The sequence below is a fragment of the Vitreoscilla sp. C1 genome, from assembly GCF_002951955.2.
GTDB classification, from domain to species: domain Bacteria; phylum Pseudomonadota; class Gammaproteobacteria; order Burkholderiales; family Neisseriaceae; genus Vitreoscilla; species Vitreoscilla stercoraria.
Window position 1 is genome coordinate 1,539,422 of sequence record NZ_CP019644.2, and the last position, 23,886, is coordinate 1,563,307.

The window sequence follows — 23,886 nt, forward strand, 5'->3', positions numbered from 1 at the left end:
TTTTTGCAATTCAAAATTTGAATTATTGAGCAGCAGAAGCAGCAGAAGCTTCAACTGGAGCAGATGCTTCAACGATTGCAGAAGCTTCAACTGGAGCAGATGCTTCAACAACTGCAGAAACTTCAACTGGAGCAGAAGCTTCAACAATTGCAGACGCTTCAACTGGAGCAGAAGCAGCAGCAGGAGCAGCTTGCTCACCACCACAAGCAGCCAAGAACATAGAAATAACAGCAGCAGCTAACAATGATTTTTTCATTTTTGTAACCTTAATTAAATATTAACAATGTATAAATAAACTCTACTTAAAGCACACAAACATCATTGTTTATATCGACACAAGAAGTTTGTATATATTGTGCTTTAAGCTTTCGTGTTCTGAAGTTGAACGCATTATGCACCAACAAAATCACAGTGACAAATGGTGCATTTGGGCTGATATGTCTTTTTTCACATTACTTAGCATCAATATGACTCTAAACCTCACAATAACTTCATACTTGAAACACACAAACAACATAAAAGCCTAAAATTGATTCAATTTTAATCATTTCAATGATAAATACATACAGGTGACCCCAACAAACCATTTTATTACTCATTAAAACTTCATAAACTTCCCATAAAAAAACCTGTTTCTTCCAATATTTTCTACACCCATATTCTAAAAACACCTTGATTCACCAAAGACCTTTACATACACTTCCCTTCAGATTCCCAAGTTAAATTGGGCTATCGTCGCATTCACCTTTATAATGTCCTTCTGAATAATTTTGAAAAGAGCGATACTATGCCGATCCAAAAAAATGATGTTGTCAGCTTGCAATACGAAATGTTTGACACAAACAACCAGTTATTAGACAAAACAGAAGAAGACATCGTGTATTTGCACGGTGGTTACGATGGTATTTTTCCATTGGTAGAAGAGGCTTTACACGGTAAAAATGTAGGCGATGTGGTCGATGTGACGTTGGAACCAGACGATGCATTTGGTGAACAAGATGAAGATTTGATTCGCATCGAAGACTTAGAAGCCTTTCCAGTAGAAGTGGAAGTGGGCATGATGTTTGAAGCTGATGATGAATTTGGTGATTCTTTGGTATACCGCGTCACAGAGATTGCCGATGGCAAAGCAGTGGTAGATGGCAATCATCCTTTGTCTGGCATGCGCTTGCGTTTTAAAGCCACTGTCAATGACATTCGCCCTGCGACCAAAGAAGAAATCGAACACGGTCATGCTCATGGCGAACACGGCCACCATCACTAAAACAGTTAGTTTTCTAATATAAAGACTGTCTTATTCTTCAAGCGTCCTGTCAATATTGACAGGACGCTTTTTTCATTTCAAGCATAAACTCCAACTTTTCAAACCATACCTGAAAAAAGTGTTCCATTATTTCAAACAATTTTATTCAAGATATTCCGATTTTTGAGAAAAAATGATTTAAATAGCGAAACCAAGACAATTAAAACCAAAATCGCTAGACTGCTAATCATGATAAACAGATGCTTGCTAAACAAGCATGTTTCAATTACAAAGGAGTTCATCCAATGGCACAATACCAAACAGCCGCACAATTACAAGTAGATGAGATTTTGTACCAATTCATTGAACAAGAGTTGATTCCAAATCATCCACACGTTGACTCTAACAGCTTCTGGCAAGGTTTCAGTGATTTGGTGCACGAATTGGCACCCGTTAACAAGACTTTGTTGGCAAAACGTGATGAAATCCAAATCCAAATGGATGAATGGTGTCGCCAAAATCCGGGCAAAATCCAAGATCAAGCGGCTTATCAAACATTCTTAAAAGAAATCGGTTATTTGGTAGATGTGCCTGAAGACTTCCAAATTTCAACTGCCAATGTAGACGTGGAAATCTCAACACAAGCTGGCCCTCAATTGGTCGTACCTATCAACAACGCTCGTTATGCCATCAATGCCGCTAACGCTCGTTGGGGCAGCTTGTACGACGCTTTGTACGGCACCAATGCCATCGCTCAAGAAGGCGAATTGGCAGCAGGCAAAACCTATAACGAAAAACGTGGTGCGGCAGTGATTGAATTTGCCCGCAACTTCTTAGACCAAGCCATTCCTTTAGCACAAGGCAGCCACAAAGATACTACCGCTTACGCCATTGTTAATGGTGAAATACAAGCGACTTTACAGGACGGCTCAAACGTTGCTTTGCAATCGCCTGAATTGTTCGTAGGCTACACAGGCGATGCAGCCGCACCTGCTTCATTGTTGTTCTTACACAATGGTTTGCATTTTGACATCATCATCGACAAAACCAGCGCCATCGGTGCGCAAGATCCTGCTGGCATCAAAGACGTTATCATGGAAGCGGCCTTGTCGACCATCATGGACTGTGAAGATTCGGTTGCAGCTGTGGATGGCGAAGACAAAACTTTGGTGTACCGCAACTGGTTTGGTTTGATGCAAGGTACTTTGGCTGAAGAAATCGAGAAAAACGGCAAAGTATTCACCCGCAGCATGAATCCAGATCGTGAATACACAGGTAAAGACGGTCAAAGCTTCAAATTGCCAGGTCGTTCGTTGTTGTTCATCCGCAACGTAGGTCATTTGATGACCACGCCTGCGATTTTGGACAAAGATGGCAATGAAATTCCTGAAGGCATCATGGATTGCGTGATGACGGCGTTGATTGCACATTACGATTTAAGCCGTGGTGAGAATACCAACAGCCGCTCAGGCTCGGTTTACATTGTAAAACCAAAAATGCACGGCCCTGAAGAAGTGGCGTTTGCCAATCGTTTGTTTGGTGAGGCTGAGAAATTGACTGGTTTGCCAGCAAATACCTTAAAAATGGGCATTATGGATGAAGAGCGTCGCACTTCTTCTAATTTGAAAGCTTGTATCGCTCAAGCCCAAGAACGTGTGGTGTTCATCAACACAGGTTTCTTGGACCGCACAGGCGATGAAATGCACACATCTATGTACCAAGGCGCGGTTTTGCGCAAAGGCGACATTAAAAACAGCGATTGGATCAAAGCTTACGAAACGCGCAACGTGCACATCGGTTTGGCTTGCGGCTTGGCTGGCAAAGCACAAATTGGTAAAGGCATGTGGGCGATGCCTGACTTGATGGCGGAAATGTTGGAACAAAAAATCGGCCATCCTAAATCAGGTGCAACCACCGCTTGGGTACCATCACCAACAGGCGCGGCTTTGCACGCTTTGCATTACCATCAAGTGAATGTATTTGATGTTCAAAAAGAAATTTTGGCAGGCGAAAAAGCAGATTTGTTGAATGAATTGTTGACGCCACCTTTAGCTGAAAATACCGATTGGTCTGATGCTGAGAAGCAACAAGAGTTGGACAATAACTGCCAAGGTATTTTGGGTTATGTGGTGCGCTGGGTGGAACAAGGTGTAGGCTGCTCTAAAGTATTAGACATTCACAACATTGGCTTGATGGAAGACCGTGCCACTTTGCGCATTTCTAGCCAACACATTGCCAACTGGTTGGTGCATGGCATTGTCAGTGAAGCACAAGTGCGTGAAAGCTTAGAGCGCATGGCGGCTGTGGTTGATGGTCAAAATGCTGGTGATGCGGTTTACACGCCGATGGTCGGTCGTTTTGAAACATCACCTGCTTTCTTAGCAGCATCTGATTTGATTTTCAAAGGTACGGCTCAACCTAGCGGCTATACTGAGCCATTGTTACACCACTATCGCCAAGTAGCAAAAGCACAAGCTTTGGTGTAATTCACACATTATTGCAATAAAAAAGAGCGTCCTGTAAAACTTACAGGACGCTTTTGTATCCATAGTTGGACTGCTTATTGTTATACAAGCTTTACCTTTTACAATGGATACAGGCTCACCATGTCAATCGAAGCCAATCAAATCATGAATTATTTGCTCGGGTGTTTTGAAAGCCATCAGAACCCCAAGGGTGGATGGTACCTCGAAGAAGCGTTGCGTCAATTGACTTGGAACAAACAATTCGATAGTTTGCAAGACCTAGACCTCTTTTTTGAATACCACCGCAACCATTGTGCCCAGCTTTTCTCACCGCAATCTCATAGTCAAAATCAACGCAACACCATTTTATTGTTGTCCGCTTACATTGGCCAAGTGCTGGGTCATGCGCTTGGGGAACAACCAATTTGGTATAGCTACCAAAAATTTACCGAAACCAATCCTCAAGCCCAACAAAGATTGCCACGCACGTTAAGCACCAGCATGTTATTGCATCTTGGTAACCAATGGTTACCACCCATAGATTTGGTTCTCAAACAACTGTCATTAGAGGTAGTATCAACACCGTTGAGCATACAAGTTGAGAACATTATTTTGGCACAACAACTACGCCATATTAGCGACCCCACCACTTGGATGCATATTTTCCAACAAATGGTCTACCAGCAAGCCGTCATTCCCGGTGGTTTGGCTTATGCAGACATAATTGAAAAACACAAATCCTACTGGGATTATTCCATTAACAGTTTGCAACAACTAGACAGTATTTTGTACCCTATCCAATTGGAGCAAGATTTTGTCAATCATAAAGATCAACTGCGCCCAGACCAAATCAATTTTATTTTTTGGGTTGGCGCTTACTTGGGCAGTACGATTGCCAATTTGGCACAATGCCCTATTTATTGGCACAATCAAGAAAATATCAGTCAAGCTTTAAACGAGCCTACTTCCAGCGCCATTAGCCATTTGCGCGTCGCACAATTTGGTGCAGACTGGCATTTCATTTTAGGCTTTGTGAATGATTATTTATTGGGAAAAACCAATCAAGACATACATCAATACGCATATAGTATTATTAAAACCCTGTCTAATCGCTCTCAAATCAGTTTAAACACCCAACAAGACCTCCCCAAAAACAATGATGTGCTGAGTAAAAAAACCATGCTTGCCACTGGCTTTACCGCAGCCCATATGCTGTCTAAACTGAGCAAACAAACCCATTTACAATTGGATACTGTTTTATTCAATGGACAAGATATTTATCGCAAAAACATTGCCGAAGAGTCTGTGGAATCTTATTGGCAACGCAATCCAAACAAACAAGCTTTACTGAGTTTAGGCAAATTGTCATCGATTTATTTGCCTATTTATGTGACTCCATGCGTTGAAATCAAAACCAAAATTTGTCTAGACCAACAAAGTCCTCTGACCATCACCATCGGTTTTCCATTTTTACCAGCCAACCATTACCGTGGCTTCACCATTTTGCAACCTTATTTGCTCAATGCACCGCCTTCTTTGCAAAAAAATTTAGAAGATGCAGCACCTTATCTGCTATTAGGCATACAGCAATTCGAGCGACATCACGCTCATTTCTGGCAACAGTATCAAAAAAAATCCCCGCCAACAGAGTCCATATAAAAAAGCGTCCTGTAAAGTTTACAGGACGCTTTTTAAAGCTTTGATACAGTCAATACTTAGGCTATTTTTTCAAAGTGGTTTGCTTGTGCACTTCTTCCACTTGCACAGCATCACACTCCTCAGCTTCCATCTGTGCCGCTGGCGAAGTATTTTCTACCGTCACATCTTTGGTATTCACACTCACCTCAGGCATGGCCGCACGTTGCTTAGCAGCATTGGGTACTTCATCACCCTTAACCACCTCGACAGCAACCGCATCCAACTCTTGCGCTTCCATTTGTGCTGCCGTAGTAGATGCACCATTCACATCAACCGCATCGGTTTCAGGACGGTGAGCTTCCACTGCGGTGACAATGACTTTGGTCATATCCTCTTGCAATTGAGATTGTGTAGGCTCATCCATACTCAACATATCAATGACTTTTTCTGCCACTACTTCATGGAAATACACAATATTGCGAGCGCCCGCTGCTTGCAACATGCGGTATTCATCTTCATTTTGCGCACGAGCAATCACATTCAAATTCGGATTCAATTCCAAAGCCATACTGATGATTTCCACAGCTTCCACAGTATCGCTAATGGTGACTATCAAATCGCGCGCACTTTGAACAAATACCGCCTCCAGCATGCCTTCAGACAAAGCATGACCATAAGCCACAGGTACACCCTCAAAGCGCAATTGCGTTGCCACTTCCAAACGGCTGTCTTGTACGAAGACGCTTTGCCCTTTTTCACGCAAGGCATTCAAAACTTTTTTACCGATGGTGCCATAACCAATCAACACACTGTGATGAAATGCTTGTGGCACCACCACCATGTCTTCGTCTTCAAATTTAATAGACAAAGGTTTAATGGGTGCAGCGACTTTCGCATGCGGCTTACCATCATCGACAGCCACAACGGCTTCTTGCTCCACTGCACCTTCAGGCAACACATCCGTTTTGTTTTGCGCTTCTTTGGCTGCAGCTGCTTTGTTTGCTTTTTCTTTGTATTTATTCAACCATACAAATAACAATGGATTCAAAATAATAGAAATCATGGCGGCAGCCAAAATAGCATCGTTTTGCTCAGGCTCTAAAATACCATGAGTCAAACCCAAAGAGGCAATCATGAACGAAAATTCACCGATTTGTGCCAAAGCCACAGCAATGGTCAAAGCAGTGGTCTTCGGATAGCCAAACATCTTAACAATGGCGTAAGCTGCTACCGACTTACCTACGATAATAATCAACAAAGTTGTCAATACCAAGGTCACACCTGAAATACTGGTAAACACACCTGGATTGAATAACATACCCACTGATACAAAGAACAACACCGTGAAGAAATCACGCACTGCCATGGTTTCTTCTTCTGCTGCATGGTTCATTTCAGTTGAACTTAAAATCATGCCTGCAAAAAAAGCACCCAAGGCAAAAGAAACGTGGAACAAGTAATGCGCTGCAATGGCACAACCCAGGGCAATTGCCAACACGCCTAAACGGAACAAGTCTTTATTACCCGTGCGCACCACTTTTTTCAATGACCACGGAATCAACTTATTACCACCGATCATCATCACCGCGACAAACAACACCATCCAGAAAGTGGTTTTACCGACCAACCAAGCCACTTCAGAAAATGCCATGCTTTCTTCTTTGCCAGACAATAAGCCTGCCAAAGCGGGAATCAACACCAAAACAAACACCATGGCGATGTCTTCAACAATCAACCAACCAATGGCAATACGACCACGATTGGAGTCTTTCAAATGCCAGCGCTCTAAAGCAGCCATCAGCACGACAGTACTGGCACAAGACAAAGCGATACCAAATACCAAACCAGTGCCCCAGCTCCAGCCCATTAATGCAGCCAAGCCCATGCCTAAAATGGTCGCAAAACCCATTTGCACAATGGCTCCTGGCAAAGCCACTTTTCTCACCGCCATCAAATCTTTGATAGAGAAGTGTAAACCGACACCAAACATCAACAAAATCACACCCAACTCAGCCAATTGATGTGATAACTCTAAATTTCCTTGTAAGCCAGGAATGCCTGGACCAAAAGGTCCTACCAAAATACCCGCAAACAAATAGCCAATTAATGGTGGCATGCGTAATTTTTGCGCTACCATGCCCAAGATAAACGCAAAGACCAAGCCTCCGACAATGGTTTCAACCAGAGGATAAGAATGCTCCATCGGCACCCCTTTATATAGAAATGATTAACAGAAGACGATTGTCAAAATCGATAGATGATGGTGTGCACTCGACCTGAAAGCCATGTCAGAAAAACATGGCCACTCCGACCAAAAAACAGATTTAAAACCTTAATACACCAATTAAATATAGCGTTTTTTTCATATTTTTGGCAACCGTTTTATTGCAATAAACGCATATCAATTCTTTTTAAGAAGCTTGAACGATGCTCCACAGCATTTGCGTGGCCGTTAAAGTTAACATACAAGCAAATGCAATTTTCAATTTACGCGGTGGCAATTTGTGCGCAACTTTCACACCCAGTGGCGCAAATGTCACCGTTCCCACAGCCAAACCCAACAAAGCCGGTAAATAGATAAAGCCCACCGCACCTTGCGGCAAATCAGACACTGACCAACCATTAATCAAATAACCCATGCTGCCTGCAATGGCAATAGGCCAACCCAAAGCCGCCGATGTTCCTACTGCTTTTACAATCAGTACATTACAAAACAACATAAATGGCACCGATAAAGAACCACCACCTATGCCAACCCAAGAAGAAAGCATACCAATGGCAGAGCCGGAAGCTGCCGAACCTACAACGCCAGGCATTTGACGATTTGCTTTGGGTTTGAAATCTAAAAAAGTCTGCACTGCAATCACATAAGCAAACACGACAAACACCATTTTCAAAGCCAATCCAGGTATCCATTTGGCAACGGTTGCGCCAACCAATGTACCGACAACCATCCAAGGTGCCAATTTCAATACCAAATCCCACTGTACCGCCCCACGTTTATTTTGCGCGAGCACACTGGATAAACTGGTAAATACCATCACTGCAAACGAAGTACCAATGGCCAAATGCTGGCTCACATCACTGCCCACATGCTGAGCACTTAATATCCACACCATAATTGGGACAATAATTAAGCCACCTCCTACACCCAACAAACCTGCCCAAAATCCTGCAAATGCACCTGCTAACAGCATCACTATCCAAGCTGTAACATCCAAACCCATATTATTTCCCCCAAAAAAACAAAAGCCGCTTGGTTATAGCGGCTTTTACATTTCAATTCAACATCAATCTTCCCAAGTACCTACTTTTTGCACCAAAGCCAAAGCTGCCGCTTGGTGTTTCTCAACCAATGCTTTTTGTTCAGTGGCTTCAAACACTTTTACCAAATTCAAATGGGCTTGAATGGTTTCTTGTTGCGACAAACTCGCTTCCAAATAACTTTGCGCTTTGCCCCATAATTTTTGTTCATAAGCTGCCTCACCCAAAGCCAATAGTAAATCTTTGTCCTCGCGATATGTTTTTAACCAGCCATCCGCTACTTCAAAAGCCAACTGACGCTCTTTATCTGACAAATGTTGTACCGATTCAAACAACACTGTTAATAATGCCACGTCACGCTGAATCGGATAATGGGTTTTCGCCCATTGCACTGCTTGCTGATACAAGCCCAATTGCTGAAAACGCTCACCAATTTCAACACTCAGGCCGCCTTTTTGATCAGCTTCAGGAATTCGCTTCAAGCACGTTTTCAATGCTTTGGCATCTTGACATTGTGCCAACAATTGACGATACGCAACCCATTGATATTGTTGCAATTCAGTTTTACTCAAAGCACCCGCTTTGCCTAATTGTTCAGACAAACGCAATACTTGCATGGTATTTTTTTGATCCACTGCCATGCGTAGCTCTAATTGCAGCAAGCGTGTTAAACCGGGATTCAAAGCTTTGGCTGCATCAATCGATTTTTGCGCCACTTCATAATCATAACGCTCTAAAGCACTTTCTGCTTCAAGCAAGTAACGCGACAACTGCATAGACTTAGGCAAAACAGACAAACGTTGCAAATAGTTTTGCTTGGCAACCTCATCATGAGTTTGCTCAGCACTGTATGCACCTAACATCAAAGCCAAAGGCTCAGCATCACCACAAGCCTTGTTTTTTAAAATCTTTTCAACTTGGGTTTGGGCTTGCTGAAAGCGGCCTTCAAAAAAAGCCTGACCTGCCTCATTCAATGAATGAGCCACTTGCTCGCGACGACGACGTTGATTAAAACGACGCATACCCGTTGGGGCCGACAAAATACGCCCTAATAACATCAATACCAAATACACCACTACCATCAAAAAGACTGTGGCCATAATAAAAGTATTCAAAGAAATGCGGCGCATTTCATCACCATTGATGATAAACACATCACCAGGATAAGCATGGGTTAATACAGCAACTCCAGCTGCCGCAGCAAACAAAACCACCAACCAAATCAAAGCCTTCATGCTTGACCTCCTTGTGGCGCAGAGGCGGCAGCTTTAGGCGCAAGCTTAGGTTCCGGTTTTTCAGGCACAGTTGTTTTAGGCTCACTGGCCGCTGCAGGCTTGGCATCTTGAATTTCTTCAGCAGGAGCCGTAGGCGCTGTTGTTTGAGGTAACGGCAAAGTCAAAACACTTGCTTCTGATGGATTTTTTTGTTGGTACGCTTGCACTGCCGCCAAACTGTTTTTCAAACTGTCGCCCAAGTTACCACCCAATTGTACTTGCTGCACTTTTTCTAAGTCTGCCAACCATGCCTTGGTCAATGGATGTGCCAAATCATAATAACGGCGCACAGCACTTTCAACTGTTTGCAATTCATTGGCATACAATTCACTTTGTTGTTGCATCAATGCAATACGGGCACTGACCAAATGCAAACGAATGTTCTCACGCAAATACTCACTTTGCTCAGGCGCAATCAACATGGCATCTTTATTATCCAATTTGCGCACTTCTACCAAACCACGGAAACTGTTTTTCACATCACCCCAAACATTTTCCCACCACGCAGCATTTTCATTGGCAGAATCTTTCACCAATTCAGGTTGAGTCAGCGTACTTTCTAGCAAAGTTTTCAAGCCATCAACGCGCCCTTCTAGGCTGCTGAGCATCACTGCCGTAGAAGTGACATTGACATTTGAGGCACCTTGGCTCAACGCGACTAAATCAGAGCTAATGGCCTGCTTTAAAGGAATCAATTCAGGACGGTTAAATTGATTCAAACGATTTTCAATGCTGCGCAAAGATTTGATGGCTGCTTCTTTATTGCCCGTTAGCAATAATTGTTGAGTGGCGACATTCAAACTGAACTCGATTTCATCAATCAACCATTGATGACGGGATTTAACCAGTTGTTGATATACTTGATCAATTTGAACCAATTGTTGATTTAAGCGTTGATTGTCTTGCTGCAATTGCTGTAATTGCTGCGCCAAGATTTTTTGGGATTCTTGGGTGGTTTTCATCGCCAACAAGGCATCTACTTCACCCACTTTGGCTTGATCAATTTTATGGCTGACATTGCTTTCAAGATTTTTGAAAGTGTTTTGGCCTTGTACAAACAACAAACCACCCGTACCCAAAGCCAACAATGACAATACCAACGCACCCAATGCCATGCCTTTTCCACCGCTGCTGTGCTGTACGACTACGGGATTCGGTGCCACAACCGCCGTTGGCACAGCTTGATTGGATGCTGAACTTTCGGTGTGTGAAGGTTTTGCTTCAGGTTGATCTGCCATGTGGCCCTCCTAAGTGATGAATATGTTTTGTATTATGATTATGATAACCACATAGTCAGTGGTAAGATATGTGAAGATTAATTTTTTGCATGCTCATGTAGTAACTGCAAAACATCTTCATGTCCATTTTGTCCTACCAACACACGATGGACTCCTAAATCACGCAATGATTCTGCAATACGCTCATGAATAGTGAAGTATAACAAGGATTGTAAACGTTCACGCAAATCAACAGGCACTTGTTCAAACAATTGTGCTGCTGCTTCGAGTGAATACACACAAACCATACAATTATACGCTTGCGTCACTTGACGAAAACGATCCCAATCAACCGCTACAGGAATGCGCTGATAAACCGACAAAGTTTGCACACTTTTGCCCAACCCCATCAAACTGTGCGTCAACCATTTGCGCCCACCTTCCCCATTGACAATCAATACCCGCTGCAAGCTTGCATCTTGCCATAAAGGCAGACGCAAAACCGCTTCACTGTCCAAACCATCATCAGGCGCCACCGCCACAGAGCGAGGAAAATAACGGTAAAACACTTTTAAAGTTGCCTGACCCACGCAAACATTGCGCAGCGGTGGCACCACGCCCAATTTTTTAGAACTGGCAATGGCATTGGCACTGGCCCAAAAAACCACATCAGACGCATTTAAGGCCGCTTGCACAGCCTCATGAGTATGAGTCAAAGTTCGCACTTCCAAACTGGAAAACAACTCTGTGTGCCAGCCTTGCTGTTGACAATAATTCAACAAGGAAACCGCTTGTTCTTGAGGTCTGACAACCAAAACACAATGTTTCATAGCCATACTCGTTTCCAAAAGCCGCTTAAGCTGACTCTGAATTCAACACCGCCGCAATCAAATCTTCGGCACCATCTTGGGCTAGTTTTTTAGCCACCGCTCGCCCCAAAGCATCTGCATAAGCGACAGGTGCTTGAGCTTGAGCAGTTAACACCATAGAACCATCAGGATGCGCCACCAAACCATGTAAAGTCAAAATACCATCCTCTTCAGTTGCAAATGCAGCCAGTGGCACTTGACAACTACCATTAAGCGCACGAGCCAAAGCCCGTTCCGCTGTGATACATGCGGCAGTTTGCGCATGATTCAAAGGAATCAATAAATCTTGTACTTCTTTGGCCTCGGCCAAAGTTTCGATGCCCAATGCACCTTGCCCTGCTGCAGGCAAACTTTCTTGCGGCGTCAATAAATTGGCAATGCGCTCTTGCAAGCCCAAACGTTTCAATCCAGCGGCAGCCAAGATAATCGCATCGTATTGCCCCTCATCTAGTTTGCGCAAGCGAGTTTGCACATTACCACGCAAAGGTTGGACTTCTAGATTAGGGTATTGCGCCCGAATTTGTGCCTCACGACGCAAGCTAGATGTTCCCACTACAGCACCTGCTGGCAATTCAGCCAAACTTTGATATTGATTGCACACAAACGCATCATAAGGATCTTCACGTTCCCCAATCGCCGCCAATACAAAACCTTCTGGCAACACCATAGGCACATCCTTAATCGAGTGTACTGCCAAGTGAGCACGGCCTTCGAGTAAAGCTTGTTCCAACTCTTTTACAAACAAACCTTTACCACCAATTTTAGACAAAGTTTTGTCCAAAATCTGGTCGCCTTGGGTTGTCATACCCAAAATACTAATATCCATATCAGGATATAACTGCTGCAAACGAGCTTGAATGTGTTGTGCTTGCCACATGGCCAATACGCTTTCGCGTGACGCAATCACCAATTTTTGCATGAGGGTGTGTCGCTGTAATGTAAAGATAAACCAAGTTTACCATATTCACCTAAACCCGTCTTAAGACTGGTCCTATTATATGAATAAGCAATCCAATCACAATCTAACAATGAGTGTTAAAACAAGTACAGTCGGGAATTAAAGCTCTACTTTCATAGTCCTAAACGCCATTACTTCAACACATTCAAAAGAGGTGGCTCATGAACATCATTATCAGCATAATAGTCGGTGGTATCATTGGTTGGTTAGCCGGCGTGATTATGGGAACCAACACTGGTATTTTAATGAATATCATTATTGGCATAGTAGGCTCCGCTTTAGGCAGTTGGCTATTTGGCAGCGTCTTAAAAATCGGTGCTGCAAACAATGCAGGTAACTTTAACATTCCTGGTTTGCTGTTCGGAGTATTGGGTGCTGTGGTATTGATTTTCTTGGCCCGACTGATTTTTTAATGGTACGTGAATTAACTTTTGCCCTGTTATGATGGTCTTATAACAGGGCTTCATGGTTTATTAAGCTTTCGACCTATAAAACCGTTAAAATGTCTTTTTGCAAGTCGTTTACAGGACGCTTTTATGTTAGAAACCGACTCTTTGTCTTCCCAACCCATTGCAAGAACCATTGCATCACCCCTCTTATCCAACCAAGAAGAGTTGCTAGAGCGTGCTTTACGCCCAAAATCCTTGCAAGACTATGTTGGTCAAGCCAAGGCTTGTGAGCAATTGCATATTTTCATTGAGGCGGCCAAACTGCGGGGCGAAGCTTTAGATCATACCTTAATTTTCGGTCCTCCTGGCTTAGGCAAAACCACATTGGCTCACATCATTGCTAAAGAAATGGGCGTGAATTTGCGTCAAACTTCAGGACCCATTTTAGAGCGCGCTGGCGATTTGGCCGCACTTTTGACCAATCTAGAACCACATGATGTTTTGTTCATCGATGAAATCCACCGTTTAAGTCCTATTGTCGAAGAAATTCTGTATCCTGCTCTTGAAGATTACCAACTAGACATCATGATAGGTGAAGGCCCTGCAGCCCGTTCAGTGAAAATTGATTTGCCACCATTTACCTTAATTGGTGCGACCACTCGTGCAGGCATGTTGACCAACCCATTACGTGATCGTTTTGGCATTGTAGCTCGTTTGGAGTTTTACAATGCCGAAGATTTAACCCACATTGTCAGCCGTTCAGCACAACTATTACAATTGGACTTGTTGCCTGATGCGGCTTTTGAAATTGCCAAACGCAGCCGCGGCACACCACGCATTGCCAATCGTTTATTGCGTCGCGTACGCGATTTTGCCGATGTGAAAAATGCTGGTCAAATCACTCGTGAAGTTGCCGATGCTGCATTGCACATGCTTGATGTGGATCACGAAGGTTTAGATATGTTAGACCGTAAACTATTGCAAACCATTCTCAGCAAGTTTACAGGCGGCCCTGTCGGTCTTGAAAACGTTGCCGCTGCTATTGGTGAATCTACCGATACGATAGAGGATGTGATTGAACCATATTTGATTCAACAAGGTTTTTTACAAAGAACCCCTCGTGGACGTATGGTAACGGAACGAACTTACTTGCATTTCAATCTATCAGTTTGAACATGCTTAAAGCATGGAATTTTGAGTAAAAGTCAGTTAAAGCATGGCTTTTGTTAACAATCAAAGGCAGAATAAAGCCATATATATATATTGGGAGACTATCATGAGCCGTATTTTATTGGTTGATGACGATACAGAATTAACAGAATTGTTAAGCGATTATTTAAGTGCAGAAGGTTTGGAAATCGGCATAGAGCATGATGGACAAGCTGGTCGCGATGCAGCTTTGTCTGGCCAATACGATGTTGTGGTACTGGACTCAATGATGCCCATTATGAATGGATTGGATGCTTTGAAAGCGATTCGCCAACAAAGCAACATCCCTGTCATCATGCTTACCGCTAAAGGCGATGACATTGACCGCATTATTGGTTTAGAAATGGGTGCAGACGATTATGTGCCTAAACCTTGTATGCCTCGCGAATTATTGGCACGTATTTATGCCATCTTGCGCCGTACCGAAAGCCAACAAAACAAGACACCTAACTCAGACACTTTGTTTGTGAGCAATGTCAAATTGGTACCATCAAAACGCCAAGCCACCAAAGATGATCAATCATTAGAGCTAACCAGCACCGAATTCAATTTATTAGAAGTATTGATGCGCCATGCAGGTCAAGTGGTGAGTAAAGAAACCTTGTCACAAGAAGCTTTGGATCGCAAATTGGCGAAGTTTGACCGCAGTATTGACGTACACATTTCTAGCATTCGCCAAAAATTGGGTGATGCCAGCTTGATTCAAACCGTACGCGGTTTGGGCTATTTGTTTGTGCGCAACTGAGTAAGCCTTAAATTCATATGAATCGCCTGTTTCTGAAAATTTTTTCCATTTTTTGCTTGGTTATTGTTGCCTCGATTGTCATTGCCACATTTTCATTTTGGGTAGTACAAACCACTGTGGCTGATGTGCAATTTCGCCAACAACGAAATTTTCAAGCATCCATGATTAATACAAGCGTGGATATATTCAGCAAACGCGGCGAGGATGAACTCATTAGCTTACTCAAAGATTGGCAACACATGAGTGCCATCAGCAGCTTGTTGGTGGTGCGTGGGGACGACCATAAAGACATTTTAGGCCGTCCTGTCAATGCCGAAGAGTTACAACATGTCATGCAATTTATTGCAGACAAACGCCAATCGCCCTTAGTAGGTATTGCGACCGATGCATGGGGGCAAGAATATTATTTTTTCATCGAAAATTGGCAGCAAACCATCCCTACTGTCTTACCAAGACCACCGCTGATTCCCGGCTTACCGCTTGCGCCAATTTGGCATGAACTGATTGCCGTCACCTTGATTTTACTGGCAGGCCTTGCGGCTGCTTATATCTTGGCCAATTACATTTCCAAACCCATCCGAATTTTACAAACAGGCTTCCATTCTTTGGCAGGTGGTGATTTGGACACACGCATTCGACCCCATATGGGCAAACGCCAAGATGAATTGGCTGATTTGGCCATTGATTTTGATGATATGGCAGTTGAATTACAACGCTTGGTCGAAAAAGAACGCCATTTGCTTCACCATGTTTCACATGAAATGCGCTCGCCTTTGGCTCGCATGCAAGCCATATTAGGCTTGATTCAGCAACAACCTGCCAAACTAGACAAGCACTTAGGCAAATTAGACAATGAATTACTGCGTATGAACAATTTGGTAGGTGAGTTATTAACGCTTGCCCGCCTTGAAAACAAAACCACACAGATTCAATACGATGATTTGAGTTTCAATGAATTCATTGAGAATTTAATCAATGATTCCATTCTATTGGCTGAAGAAAAACAACAATTGCTACAATTGAACCCTTGCACTGAAAATGTGATTATTCGTGCCAACGAAGGCTATTTATACCAAGCTTTTGACAATGTTTTACGCAATGCCATCAAATACAGTCCGATTGGCAGCGTCATTACCATCAATTGCCAACTGGGCAAACAAGAACTGACTGTTTTGATTACAGACAATGGCAATGGTGTCGATGAAGCACAATTGCCGCATATTTTCACTGCTTTTTACCGTGCTGACAGCAGCGGCACCAGTAATGGTACAGGCTTGGGTTTGGCCATTGCCAAACACGTGGTAGAACAACATCAAGGCGAAATCAGCGCTAAAAATGTGGTGCCTCAAGGTTTGCAAGTGAAATTTCAATTGCCTTTGCAAAAAGTTAAAACCAGCCGTTTAAGCAAAGCCATCACCCTAAAAAACCACAACAACACAGTGGAAAATACTTAACAGGCCACGCATATGCACATAAAAAAACAGCTTGGATGATTTCCAAGCTGTTTTACATTCAGGACGCTTTATTCTTCGTTTAACAAACGCTCTACTTCAGCGATGTACAATTGTTTAGCCTCATCAGAAGACGTGCCTTTTAACTCTTCCCAAGCAGCATATTTTTTCTTAGCCACCAAATCAAACATACCTGGTTTGTCACCACTCACATCGCCATCAACAGCTTGTTTGTAATAAGCATATAATTTCAACAAAACAGAGTTTTCAGGACGCTCAGCCAAGCTCACCACGTCTTTTTGGGCTTGTTCAAATTGTTGGTTCAAATCACTCATTCTATTTTCCTTAAATTAAGAATACTGCAATCAAACTCTATTAATAACACAGTTAATCTCAATTTGCAGCAGATTAAATAGAACAATTACCCGTTTACTTTTGATTGTCACGCAAAGCTTGTTCAAATGCTTCTTTAGGTAAAAAACCCGATTGCACTTTGCCATTTGGATACACAATTGTTGGGGTACCATTAAAGCCTAGTTTCTCGCTCAAAGCCACCAAATCATCAACAGGGTTTGGGCATTCAGCTACAGCTGGAATAGGTGTACCTTTGCGCATCCAATTGGTCCATGCAGCAGTGCGATCGGGCTGACACCACAGCTGTTTGGATGCCGCTCTCGCTTGCGGGTGCAAAGAGTCAATCGGCATTAAGAAAGTATGGATGGTGACATCCGTCATTTTCTCAATTTCTTGCTCTAAACGCTTACAAAATGGGCAGTCCAAATCACTGAACACCGCCACATGGTATTGACCATTACCGCGCACTTCTTTGATGGCTGATTCAAATGGCAATGTTTGATAATCCACACGATTCAAATCACTCAAACGCTCTTCGGTCAAGTTCACCTGATTTTTCATGTCCATCAAATTACCCAACAACATGTATTCGCCTTTGGCATCGACATAAATCACTTGCTTAGGAAACACCACGACTTCATACAAATTGGCAATCGGTGTCTTCGACACACTTTCGACTTTGACATCTTCATTAGGATAAGCTTTTTTCAAAGCGGCCTGTATGTCTTTTTGAACTGATTCATCTGCGGAACTTATGTTTTGATTATTTGACTTAGTTTCGGAAACCGTTGTCTTACTGCCGTCGGTATTGACTTTCGATTCACAGGCTCCCAACAAACCAATCAACACCATCGCCGTGAGGAATTTTATTCGCATAGTTTTCTCTTAAAATAGATTGCTAAATCATACAAATATTGGCAGTATTGATACAAAATATGCCTAACTGCATTCTAGCTTGCATGATTGAACGCTCAATACATTTGATTAATTTTTCCATCCGCATCGTAACACATTCATGATTTAAAGTGGTTCTTCCTTAAAATCAACATCCAGTATACGGAGGCTTTATGGCTCAAACTCGTTTAACAGCTAGCGGTGTATCATCTCAAGCTGATGTAGATAAAATTGTAACCGCAGGTGAAGCCGTGGCAGGAGCGCGCTTTGTCAATGTCAAACTAGACGATGGCACTGTCGTGGTAACCCACAGTGATGACTTCAATGTAGAAGACTTCAAAACTGCTTTAAAAGCAGCTGGGTATCCTGCTGTATAATGACATCCATTCAGACATACCAAGCTGCCAATATCGCACAAAATATTGACTTTTATTGCAATGGCTTGAACCTCAAAATACAACATTGGCCGCGACTTTCGCGGCCAAAACTATTGTTTTTACACGGTTGGATGGATTGTGCGTTAAGTTTTCAGCAAGTCATTGATGCGTTGCCTGAAACTTACGACATTTATGCACTCAATTGGCGTGGCTTTGGCGGCTCTGATTGGCAAGCTCATGGTTATTATGAACGCATGGTCATGTTGCAAGACTTGCATGCGGTTTTAAACCACATCAGCCCCACAGCACCGCTCCACCTGATAGGTCACAGCATGGGCAGCATGCTCGCCACCCATTACGCCAGTTTGTTTCCTGAACGGGTCCACTCTTTAACCATGGCAGAAGGCTTTGGCATGCCTGTTTTAAACGACGCCACCGACATTCGCCAGCGCATGCAACGCTTTGTCAGTGAACCTTGCGCTAAAACACCCAAACCCATTCACAATTTAGACACTTTGGTCCTCAAATTGCAAAAACGCAATCCTGCCATGAATATCGAATACGCCCATTTTATGGCACAAGCGTTAACCAAATACCAAAATAACGCATGGTATTACCATGCTGACCCCAAGCACGATTTGCCACAAGCCCATCCTTACGATTGGCATCGATTTAAAACCTTGTGGCCACACTTATCCATGCCAGTTTTGTGGTTACAAGGCGAAGCGCTCACGCACAACCATTATTTAAAACAAGTGCAAAATGTTTTAGCACAACGCCAAGCTTTATTGCCCAATTTATACGCCAGCATCACCTTACACGGCTGCGGTCACATGCTGCAATGGGAAGCTCCGCAAGCATTCGCCCACACTTTGCATGAATTTTTACGCCAATTAGATACATAAATCGGTACAATAAGCGTCCTGTAAGCCACAAAAGAGCCTCGCCATGACACCGATTCTTGCCTTTGACATTGAAACCATTCCCGATGCCCACGCCATTCGTGTATTGAACGATTTCCCCAAAGACATCAGCGATGCCGATGTAGTGGAATACGCGTTGCAACAACGCCGCGCCCAAAATGGCAGCGATTTTTTACCGTTACACTTGCACAAAGTGGTGGCGATTTCATGTTGTCTGCGTTGGAGCGATGACAAAATCCATGTCAGTACCATAGGTGAAGTCGGCGACTCAGAAGCTTCTATCTTAATCAAATTTTTTGGTTTGATTGAGCGCTATACACCGCAATTGGTCAGCTGGAATGGCAGTGGTTTTGACTTACCTGTCTTACATTATCGCAGCATGATTCATGGCATCAGTGCCGCCCGTTATTGGGATCTGGGCGAAGGTGATTTTGCCGATAGCCGCGATTTCAAATGGAATAATTACATCAGCCGCTACCAAATGCGCCATTGCGACTTGATGGACGTTTTGGCTTTGTACAATGGTCGTGCCAATGCACCGTTAGACCAAATGGCCAAATTGTGCGGTTTCCCGGGCAAAATGGGCATGGATGGCTCCAAAGTTTGGCAAGCGTATCAAGAAGGCCAGATTCAAGAAATCCGAGATTATTGCGAAACCGATGCTGCCAACACTTATTTGATGTTTTTGCGTTTTCAATTATTGCGCGGTGCCTTACAAAAACCCGCTTACCAAGCCGAAATCGAACGCTTATATCACTATTTACATGCCCATCCACACGAGCATTGGCAACAATTTTGCCAATTGTGGCAACAGCATTAAGAGGCGGCCTGTAAATGTCTGTGTTGTTTGAAAACGTGGTGTTGATTGGCGTGGGATTAATTGGCGGCTCATTGGTTTTGGACTTAAAACGCCAACAATTGATTGGGCATGTGCATGGCGTGGATTTGGATGCGGCCAATCTTGAACGAGCTTTAGAGCGTCACGTCATTCAAAGTGCCAGTACCATCATGGATGAGCGCCTTAGCCAAGCGGATTTGATCATCTTGGCCACGCCTGTGGGGACTGTTGCCCAAATTGCACAAGCCTTAAAACCTTGGCTCAATCATACCTGTACCTTGATTGATGTGGGCAGCACCAAACAAACCACCATCGACAATATCGCGCGGGTTTTGCCCGAACATTTTGAACGCTTTGTGGCGACACATCCGATTGCAGGTTCAGACCGACATGGTGCCATGGCGGCGCAATTTCGTTTGTTTGAAAATAAGAAATTGATTTTGTGTCCGCATACACAACAAAACTCCGACAGCTATCAAAAAATATGGCAATTGTGGCAGGCCACAGGTGCTGTGGTTTCTGAATTGTCCCCCTCTGAACACGATGAAATTCTGGCCATGGTCAGCCATTTGCCTCATTTGATTGCATACAGCTATATGCACGCCGTGGTAGGACAAAAATTGGGGGAGCAAGCATTGGATTATGCTGGTTCTGGCTTTCGAGATTTTAGCCGCATTGCCGCCAGCCATCCTGCCATTTGGACGGATGTCAGTTTTGCCAACCAAGACAGTTTGCTCAAATTAATAGACGAACAACAAATGCAATTACAGCGCCTGAAAACCTTAATCAAACAAGGTGATGCTCAAGCGCTGTATGCCTATTATGACCAAGCTGAACAATGGCGCGCAGCTTGGCCTAAAACTTCCAATTAAGCTTCTTTGGTATGCGGTTCCAATTGTTGCAACATCATCGCTGCACCACTGATGTTGCGGCCTGATTGCGCCACTGTGGTAATGGCTTCGATGGCATTGACCTTGCCCAAATCCACTTGTGACAAAGCCCATAACAAACTGCTGCGTGTACCAGTACGGCAATACACACCTTTGACATCACCTTCATGTTGCGCAAACCATTGTGCAAACTGACTCACATCTTCCATATTCATTTGATTCATGACCACAGGCAAATGCGTGGTTTCGATGCCGTGCGCATGCGCCCAAGCAGTCACTTGCTCAAAACTCGCTTGTGCGGCTTCTTCGCCATCAGGACGGTTACACATCAGGTATTTGACACCGACGTCAGCCAGTTTTTGTACATCTTCTTCTGATTGTAATTGATTGGATACGTATAAATTTTCTACCAATAAGGCCAAGTTCATTTTCATTCCTTCACTTGTAATCATTGCCACTGAGGCAACCAATAAGACAACAACTGCTCATCTTCCGTATGCAGCAACACCGTTGTTGCCAAAGCGGCCTGAACATGTAGCTGTGTTTGATACAACACACCTTGACGGAAGTAATGCACACCAATGCTGTCATCCACTTCCAAATTAGACCAAATGACATCAAATTGCTTGATGTGCAAATTGGCCATGGCAATCACCACATCGCCAGCCGCCAAACCCGCTTGCTCAGCGCTACCGCCACTGACCACACTGGTGATTTTCATTCCTGTGGCATCCATACTGTATTTGGCACCAAAAGCCGTCGCAGCTTGTGCCGCTACGGCAGGCAAAGCTTTCACCCAAGCTGACTGAGATTCAGGCTGCGCCACACGTTGCAACTTCAAACCAAATTCATTCAATAAAACCGCCAACGGTAAAACCTCGGTGGTATCAATGATGCGATGTAACAAATCTTGCACATTCACGCCCGTCACATCACACACCAATTGTCGCCATTGCGCCTCGCTAATGCCTTTACCGTCCTGTAAATAACGGCGGTACAAAGCACGCATGACATCGTCTAAACTGAATTCACCATCGGTTTCTCGACGCAAATACAAATCCAACACCAAAGCCGCCAAAGCGCCTTTTTGGTAATAACTGGTGATGGCATTGGCTGAATTTTCGTTTTGTTTGTAATATTTGGTCCACGCATCCATGCTCGATTGAGCCAAAGATTGTTTCAGGACGCCTTGACCTTGCTCAACTCGGGTGATGGTTTTGGCCAATTGGGTTAAGTATTGTGGGGTCGACATCACGCCTGAGCGTTGCAAAATCAAATCATCGTAATACGAAGTAATGCCTTCAAATGCCCACAATTGTTCTGTATGCTGCTCATGATGTAATTCATACGGATCGAATGCAGCGGGCTTGATGGCTTTCACATTCCACGCATGAAAATATTCATGACTGATTAAACCCAACAATTGCAAATACTCGTCTGAACGCTCTTTGGCACCCAGCTTAGGCAAACACCAACGGTCTGCCATCAACGCAGTAGATGAACGATGCTCCAAACCGCCATAAACTTTGTCGCCCACATACAACATGAAGATATAACGCTCAAACGGTGCAGCACCAAACATTTCAATTTGCGCTGCACAAATTTTCTCTACATCCGCCAACAAGCGATCCACATCAAATGCCAAACTTGCCCCACTGATGACCACTTGATGCGGCAAGCCTAAAACATTCAAATCAAATGTGCGCAAACAACCCATGGTGATCGGGTGGTCTATCGCTTCCCAATAAGAAGCGGCCTGAAACACATTTTCAGATACAGGACGCATTGTAGTGGCAATCTCCCACGCTTGTTCACGTCCCCAAATACCCAAATCCACTTGGACTTCATAAGCTTCATCTTGGCGATGCTCTAACCATGGCATCCAACACGCACCATCGGCAAAACCATATTGTCCATCCAAATAACTGGCACGCACTGACAAATCAAAAGCATACAATTCATATTCCACGCAATAATAGCCCGCATGCCCTGCCAATTGCCAACGACTCTTATCCAATTGCAACAAATCAATCGCCACATTATTGGCAGCAGCTTGCATGCTCACAATATGACGTGAAAAATCACGTATCATATAGCTGCCTGGCACCCAATCAGCCAAATGTATTATTTGCATCTCTTGGTCATGCAATACCGTCCACTCACAGCGAACATGCCACAAATGCGCATGAGCGTCCTGTAAACTCAAGGTCAATTTAATCATAATATGGATTCTCTCAAGACTGTTTTTATCTAAGCTTGAAGCTTCATGATGCTTAAAACTTAGTTTTCATTCAAAATGCTGTCAGTGTATGCCAATTTTACAAATGTTTCATCTGCAAACCACTTCAAAACCATGATAGATATTGACTTTATGCAAGCATATCTCAAAATGACATATTAATAATTACATACGGATATTTGAGTATTGATGCAAGCATTCATTGGCATCATAATGATTTAATCAAACCAAGATGGGTTCATATCGATTTTTCATATTATGCAATTTTTTGACTTGTACAATGGCTGGATATTTATATGGACTCAAAAATATAAAAGACTATTTCAATATCAAATTGACATCTTAATATAGCGCAAAGCAGTGATTTAAATCCATTTTTATGCTATTTTATGGCACATAAATAGAATCATACTGCCACATTATCTGCGATTGACACACAATTGCACCTATCTAGATTGAACCTCAAGCCATTACCCAAAACCCAACAGTGGTATGTTAGAATCCAAGACGATTTCAGAGCAGTGGCATATACAAAGCCAACAGCCAGTCAAGTACAAACCTTGCTTGCCGTTCATACCAAAATATGCCACAGTTGTTACTTCGTAGCACAATAGCACACACTAGCATAGTAGATTTTTGGAGAAATGTT

The 23,886-nt window shown here is 43.4% G+C and carries 22 protein-coding genes; 11 read left to right on the forward strand and 11 right to left on the reverse strand.

Translation table 11 applies throughout. From position 1 onward, the window contains the following. Positions 1–22: 22 nt before the first annotated feature. The gene (locus tag ADP71_RS07485; protein WP_104931912.1) at positions 23–256 is read right to left on the reverse strand and encodes a hypothetical protein; all 234 of its coding nucleotides are present in this window, start codon (positions 254–256) and stop codon (positions 23–25) included. A 531-nt stretch (positions 257–787) separates the two neighbouring features. On the opposite strand from ADP71_RS07485, the gene ADP71_RS07490 reads away from it, so the two are divergent. The 3 genes from ADP71_RS07490 (at position 788) to ADP71_RS07500 (ending at position 5,367) form a co-directional block, all read left to right on the forward strand. Next, entirely contained in the window at positions 788–1,264 is a 477-nt protein-coding gene (locus ADP71_RS07490) for an FKBP-type peptidyl-prolyl cis-trans isomerase (RefSeq protein ID WP_019957586.1), read from the forward strand. Between the two features lie 284 nt (positions 1,265–1,548). After that, on the forward strand, positions 1,549–3,729 hold the full coding sequence (locus tag ADP71_RS07495) for a malate synthase G (RefSeq protein WP_019957585.1): 2,181 nt from the start codon (positions 1,549–1,551) through the stop codon (positions 3,727–3,729). Positions 3,730–3,849: 120 nt separating this feature from the next. Beyond that, complete coding sequence (locus tag ADP71_RS07500) at positions 3,850–5,367, forward strand: hypothetical protein (protein WP_019957584.1); 1,518 nt, start codon at positions 3,850–3,852, stop codon at positions 5,365–5,367. Positions 5,368–5,428: 61 nt separating this feature from the next. Here ADP71_RS07500 and ADP71_RS07505 read toward each other — a convergent pair whose 3' ends face one another. From ADP71_RS07505 to hemC, 6 genes are all read right to left on the reverse strand, one after another. After that, a complete protein-coding gene (locus tag ADP71_RS07505; protein ID WP_019957583.1) occupies positions 5,429–7,549 on the reverse strand; it encodes a cation:proton antiporter domain-containing protein in 2,121 nt (706 codons plus the stop codon). Between the two features lie 208 nt (positions 7,550–7,757). After that, positions 7,758–8,573 carry a sulfite exporter TauE/SafE family protein gene (locus tag ADP71_RS07510; protein WP_019957582.1) on the reverse strand — a complete coding sequence of 272 codons (816 nt, stop codon included), beginning with the start codon at positions 8,571–8,573 and terminating at the stop codon, positions 7,758–7,760. A gap of 63 nt (positions 8,574–8,636) precedes the next feature. Then, positions 8,637–9,845: a heme biosynthesis HemY N-terminal domain-containing protein gene (locus tag ADP71_RS07515; RefSeq protein WP_171461045.1), complete on the reverse strand. Its 1,209-nt coding sequence runs from the start codon at positions 9,843–9,845 to the stop codon at positions 8,637–8,639. Beyond that, positions 9,842–11,122 (reverse strand): uroporphyrinogen-III C-methyltransferase, encoded by a 1,281-nt coding sequence (locus tag ADP71_RS07520; protein WP_019957580.1) that lies wholly within the window; start codon positions 11,120–11,122, stop codon positions 9,842–9,844. Before ADP71_RS07520 ends, ADP71_RS07515 begins: the two co-directional genes overlap by 4 nt. A gap of 77 nt (positions 11,123–11,199) precedes the next feature. Beyond that, the gene (locus ADP71_RS07525) at positions 11,200–11,937 is read right to left on the reverse strand and encodes a uroporphyrinogen-III synthase (RefSeq protein ID WP_019957579.1); all 738 of its coding nucleotides are present in this window, start codon (positions 11,935–11,937) and stop codon (positions 11,200–11,202) included. A 19-nt stretch (positions 11,938–11,956) separates the two neighbouring features. After that, positions 11,957–12,889, reverse strand: a complete 933-nt coding sequence (gene hemC / locus ADP71_RS07530) for a hydroxymethylbilane synthase (RefSeq protein WP_019957578.1) — start codon at positions 12,887–12,889, stop codon at positions 11,957–11,959. Positions 12,890–13,089: 200 nt separating this feature from the next. Here hemC and ADP71_RS13130 point away from each other — a divergent pair, with 200 nt between their 5' ends. The 4 genes from ADP71_RS13130 to ADP71_RS07550 all read left to right on the forward strand — a co-directional run bounded on the left by ADP71_RS13130 (position 13,090) and on the right by ADP71_RS07550 (position 16,725). Next, positions 13,090–13,341 (forward strand): GlsB/YeaQ/YmgE family stress response membrane protein, encoded by a 252-nt coding sequence (locus tag ADP71_RS13130; RefSeq protein ID WP_019957577.1) that lies wholly within the window; start codon positions 13,090–13,092, stop codon positions 13,339–13,341. A 123-nt stretch (positions 13,342–13,464) separates the two neighbouring features. After that, entirely contained in the window at positions 13,465–14,490 is a 1,026-nt protein-coding gene (gene ruvB / locus ADP71_RS07540; protein WP_019957576.1) for a Holliday junction branch migration DNA helicase RuvB, read from the forward strand. A gap of 103 nt (positions 14,491–14,593) precedes the next feature. Continuing rightward, positions 14,594–15,271 carry a response regulator gene (locus ADP71_RS07545; RefSeq protein WP_019957575.1) on the forward strand — a complete coding sequence of 226 codons (678 nt, stop codon included), beginning with the start codon at positions 14,594–14,596 and terminating at the stop codon, positions 15,269–15,271. Between the two features lie 17 nt (positions 15,272–15,288). Further along, a complete protein-coding gene (locus tag ADP71_RS07550) occupies positions 15,289–16,725 on the forward strand; it encodes a sensor histidine kinase (protein WP_171461046.1) in 1,437 nt (478 codons plus the stop codon). A 68-nt stretch (positions 16,726–16,793) separates the two neighbouring features. Here ADP71_RS07550 and ADP71_RS07555 read toward each other — a convergent pair whose 3' ends face one another. Further along, positions 16,794–17,057, reverse strand: coding sequence for an acyl-CoA-binding protein (locus ADP71_RS07555; protein ID WP_019957573.1), 264 nt, complete (start codon positions 17,055–17,057; stop codon positions 16,794–16,796). A gap of 94 nt (positions 17,058–17,151) precedes the next feature. Then, positions 17,152–17,952: a DsbC family protein gene (locus tag ADP71_RS07560; RefSeq protein WP_026353421.1), complete on the reverse strand. Its 801-nt coding sequence runs from the start codon at positions 17,950–17,952 to the stop codon at positions 17,152–17,154. 191 nt (positions 17,953–18,143) lie between these two features. On the opposite strand from ADP71_RS07560, the gene ADP71_RS07565 reads away from it, so the two are divergent. Genes ADP71_RS07565 through ADP71_RS07580 form a run of 4 tightly spaced genes read left to right on the forward strand, consistent with a single transcriptional unit; the run spans position 18,144 to position 20,980 of the window. Then, entirely contained in the window at positions 18,144–18,347 is a 204-nt protein-coding gene (locus ADP71_RS07565) for a heavy-metal-associated domain-containing protein (protein ID WP_019957571.1), read from the forward strand. Then, complete coding sequence (locus ADP71_RS07570; protein WP_171461047.1) at positions 18,347–19,252, forward strand: alpha/beta fold hydrolase; 906 nt, start codon at positions 18,347–18,349, stop codon at positions 19,250–19,252. Before ADP71_RS07565 ends, ADP71_RS07570 begins: the two co-directional genes overlap by 1 nt. 43 nt (positions 19,253–19,295) lie before the next feature. Continuing rightward, entirely contained in the window at positions 19,296–20,090 is a 795-nt protein-coding gene (locus ADP71_RS07575) for a 3'-5' exonuclease (protein WP_171461048.1), read from the forward strand. Between the two features lie 14 nt (positions 20,091–20,104). Beyond that, positions 20,105–20,980 carry a prephenate dehydrogenase gene (locus ADP71_RS07580; protein ID WP_171461049.1) on the forward strand — a complete coding sequence of 292 codons (876 nt, stop codon included), beginning with the start codon at positions 20,105–20,107 and terminating at the stop codon, positions 20,978–20,980. Here ADP71_RS07580 and ADP71_RS07585 read toward each other — a convergent pair. Both ADP71_RS07585 and ADP71_RS07590 read right to left on the reverse strand, forming a co-directional pair. After that, positions 20,977–21,426: a TIGR01244 family sulfur transferase gene (locus tag ADP71_RS07585; protein ID WP_019957567.1), complete on the reverse strand. Its 450-nt coding sequence runs from the start codon at positions 21,424–21,426 to the stop codon at positions 20,977–20,979. The genes ADP71_RS07580 and ADP71_RS07585 overlap by 4 nt on opposite strands. A gap of 20 nt (positions 21,427–21,446) precedes the next feature. Beyond that, positions 21,447–23,219 (reverse strand): M61 family metallopeptidase, encoded by a 1,773-nt coding sequence (locus ADP71_RS07590; RefSeq protein ID WP_104931924.1) that lies wholly within the window; start codon positions 23,217–23,219, stop codon positions 21,447–21,449. Positions 23,220–23,886: the final 667 nt, after the last annotated feature.

Coding starts and splice junctions, on each gene's coding strand:
- ADP71_RS07485 (WP_104931912.1), bottom strand. CDS start 256: ATGAAAAAATCATTGTTAGCTGCTGCTGTTATTTCTATGTTCTTGGCT.
- ADP71_RS07490 (WP_019957586.1), top strand. CDS start 788: ATGCCGATCCAAAAAAATGATGTTGTCAGCTTGCAATACGAAATGTTT.
- ADP71_RS07495 (WP_019957585.1), top strand. CDS start 1,549: ATGGCACAATACCAAACAGCCGCACAATTACAAGTAGATGAGATTTTG.
- ADP71_RS07500 (WP_019957584.1), top strand. CDS start 3,850: ATGTCAATCGAAGCCAATCAAATCATGAATTATTTGCTCGGGTGTTTT.
- ADP71_RS07505 (WP_019957583.1), bottom strand. CDS start 7,549: ATGGAGCATTCTTATCCTCTGGTTGAAACCATTGTCGGAGGCTTGGTC.
- ADP71_RS07510 (WP_019957582.1), bottom strand. CDS start 8,573: ATGGGTTTGGATGTTACAGCTTGGATAGTGATGCTGTTAGCAGGTGCA.
- ADP71_RS07515 (WP_171461045.1), bottom strand. CDS start 9,845: ATGAAGGCTTTGATTTGGTTGGTGGTTTTGTTTGCTGCGGCAGCTGGA.
- ADP71_RS07520 (WP_019957580.1), bottom strand. CDS start 11,122: ATGGCAGATCAACCTGAAGCAAAACCTTCACACACCGAAAGTTCAGCA.
- ADP71_RS07525 (WP_019957579.1), bottom strand. CDS start 11,937: ATGGCTATGAAACATTGTGTTTTGGTTGTCAGACCTCAAGAACAAGCG.
- hemC (WP_019957578.1), bottom strand. CDS start 12,889: ATGCAAAAATTGGTGATTGCGTCACGCGAAAGCGTATTGGCCATGTGG.
- ADP71_RS13130 (WP_019957577.1), top strand. CDS start 13,090: ATGAACATCATTATCAGCATAATAGTCGGTGGTATCATTGGTTGGTTA.
- ruvB (WP_019957576.1), top strand. CDS start 13,465: ATGTTAGAAACCGACTCTTTGTCTTCCCAACCCATTGCAAGAACCATT.
- ADP71_RS07545 (WP_019957575.1), top strand. CDS start 14,594: ATGAGCCGTATTTTATTGGTTGATGACGATACAGAATTAACAGAATTG.
- ADP71_RS07550 (WP_171461046.1), top strand. CDS start 15,289: ATGAATCGCCTGTTTCTGAAAATTTTTTCCATTTTTTGCTTGGTTATT.
- ADP71_RS07555 (WP_019957573.1), bottom strand. CDS start 17,057: ATGAGTGATTTGAACCAACAATTTGAACAAGCCCAAAAAGACGTGGTG.
- ADP71_RS07560 (WP_026353421.1), bottom strand. CDS start 17,952: ATGCGAATAAAATTCCTCACGGCGATGGTGTTGATTGGTTTGTTGGGA.
- ADP71_RS07565 (WP_019957571.1), top strand. CDS start 18,144: ATGGCTCAAACTCGTTTAACAGCTAGCGGTGTATCATCTCAAGCTGAT.
- ADP71_RS07570 (WP_171461047.1), top strand. CDS start 18,347: ATGACATCCATTCAGACATACCAAGCTGCCAATATCGCACAAAATATT.
- ADP71_RS07575 (WP_171461048.1), top strand. CDS start 19,296: ATGACACCGATTCTTGCCTTTGACATTGAAACCATTCCCGATGCCCAC.
- ADP71_RS07580 (WP_171461049.1), top strand. CDS start 20,105: ATGTCTGTGTTGTTTGAAAACGTGGTGTTGATTGGCGTGGGATTAATT.
- ADP71_RS07585 (WP_019957567.1), bottom strand. CDS start 21,426: ATGAACTTGGCCTTATTGGTAGAAAATTTATACGTATCCAATCAATTA.
- ADP71_RS07590 (WP_104931924.1), bottom strand. CDS start 23,219: ATGATTAAATTGACCTTGAGTTTACAGGACGCTCATGCGCATTTGTGG.